The following is a 1479-nucleotide window of genomic DNA, read 5'->3' as shown; positions in this document are numbered from 1 at the left end:
CGACCGCCAAAACACCGAAAGATCGGGTTCGGGAGGGCGCGATCCGGGCGTAGCGAAGCGAAGCCCGGCGCCCGAACCACCCGCGTAGCGGCTACGGAACTCAAACCTCAAGGGGATACCGAGCGAGAACCCGAAACCCTCCATCCTCCGTGGAGCAGGTCTCCAAACTCCCACCCAGCAACCGGGCCCGCTCAGCCAGCCCAGTCAGCCCGTACCCGCCAGAAGGCAGCTCGGCCACAGCCTCGTACGGCGGCCGCTCGTTGCACACCTCGACGCGCAACGCTCCGTCCTCGCCGCGCACGAGCACCGTCGCCGTAGCGCCGGGCGCGTGCTTGCGGACGTTGGTCAGCGCCTCCTGCACCGTCCGGTACGCCGCGGCCGAGACCTTCGGCGGCACTTCCTCCGGCACCTCGTCCATGGTCAGCCGCACCGCGACCGCGCTGTTGTGCACCAGCCGCCCGAGCTCGGCGATGCCCGGTTGCGGGCCTTCGTCCACCAGCCCGGACCGCAGCACCCCCACCAGCGACCGCAGTTCCTCCAGCGTGCGGGTGGACAGTTGCCGGATCACCTCGGCGGTCTGCCGGGCCGACGGCGATTCCTGGGCGGTGAGCACCCCGGCCTGCATCGCGATCAGCGTGATGTCGTGGGAGACCACGTCGTGCATCTCGCGCGCCAGCCGGGCCCGTTCCTCGGCGCGCACGGCGTCCGCGGTGAGCTTGCGTTCCCGGTCGCGGCTGGCGGCCAGCTCACCCAGCTTCTGCGACAGCTGCGCGCGGGCGCCGATCAGCAGCCCGATCGCGATCGGCATCCCGGCCACCAGGACGCCGTAGATCCCGTCCAGCACGTGCTCGCGCCAGCTCAGCTGCGCGAAGTCGCTCAGCGGCCACTGCACGAACCGGCACATCCACACCAGCGCCGCGCCGACCCACACCTGCCAGTGGGTCTGCTTGCGGGTGGCGAGCATGCCCAGCGCGATCATCGCGGCCAGCTGCGACCAGCCGGTGAGGAACCCGGGCACGGTCAGCAGCACCACGCCGAACGGCATCCAGCGGCGCCCGGCCAGCGCCAGGCAGGCGAGCCCGGACAGGTAGATCGAGTACGGCGGCGCCTTCTCGGGGATGACGAGCCAGACGTCGAGCACGGCGATGAGGATGGCGGTGGCGTCGATCGCCAACGGCGCCCACACCGCGCGGCGAGCCAGAGCCGCCCGGCGCGAGCCGCGGTGCGCCCGGTCGGCGGCCCCCGCGCCTGGGCCGCCGACCGAAATCCCGATGGAGAGTCCCTCGGTGCTCATGGTTTGGACCTCACTCGTCTTGTGGACTGCCTATGAGAGTCCGAGATCACCCGATCGGGACGCGAGTGGCCGCAACAATGTGCGGATGCTAACGGCAACCTCACACGGTTCGGGAAGCGCGAAGGCCCCGACACCGAGCAGAGGTAGAAGTTGAACCAGGAACCGTAGTCGGCCGTGCGCGCCAG

The 1479-nt window shown here is 70.7% G+C and carries 1 protein-coding gene; it reads right to left on the bottom strand.

Annotated elements, in window-relative coordinates:
• Positions 1-100 precede the first annotated feature (100 nt).
• Complete coding sequence (locus tag ABZ193_RS43575) at positions 101-1294, bottom strand: histidine kinase (RefSeq protein WP_237338999.1); 1194 nt, start codon at positions 1292-1294, stop codon at positions 101-103.
• Positions 1295-1479 lie beyond the last annotated feature (185 nt).

The organism is Amycolatopsis sp. NPDC006125 (genome assembly GCF_040614195.1).
GTDB classification, from domain to species: Bacteria; Actinomycetota; Actinomycetes; order Mycobacteriales; family Pseudonocardiaceae; genus Amycolatopsis_E; species Amycolatopsis_E tucumanensis.
Note: the sequence above shows the minus strand (reverse complement) of the source record. Positions and strands in the feature narration are given on the sequence as shown.

Bases quoted from the DNA above. Each gene is read 5' to 3' on its own strand.
- ABZ193_RS43575 (WP_237338999.1), bottom strand. From the start codon at position 1,294: ATGAGCACCGAGGGACTCTCCATCGGGATTTCGGTCGGCGGCCCAGGC.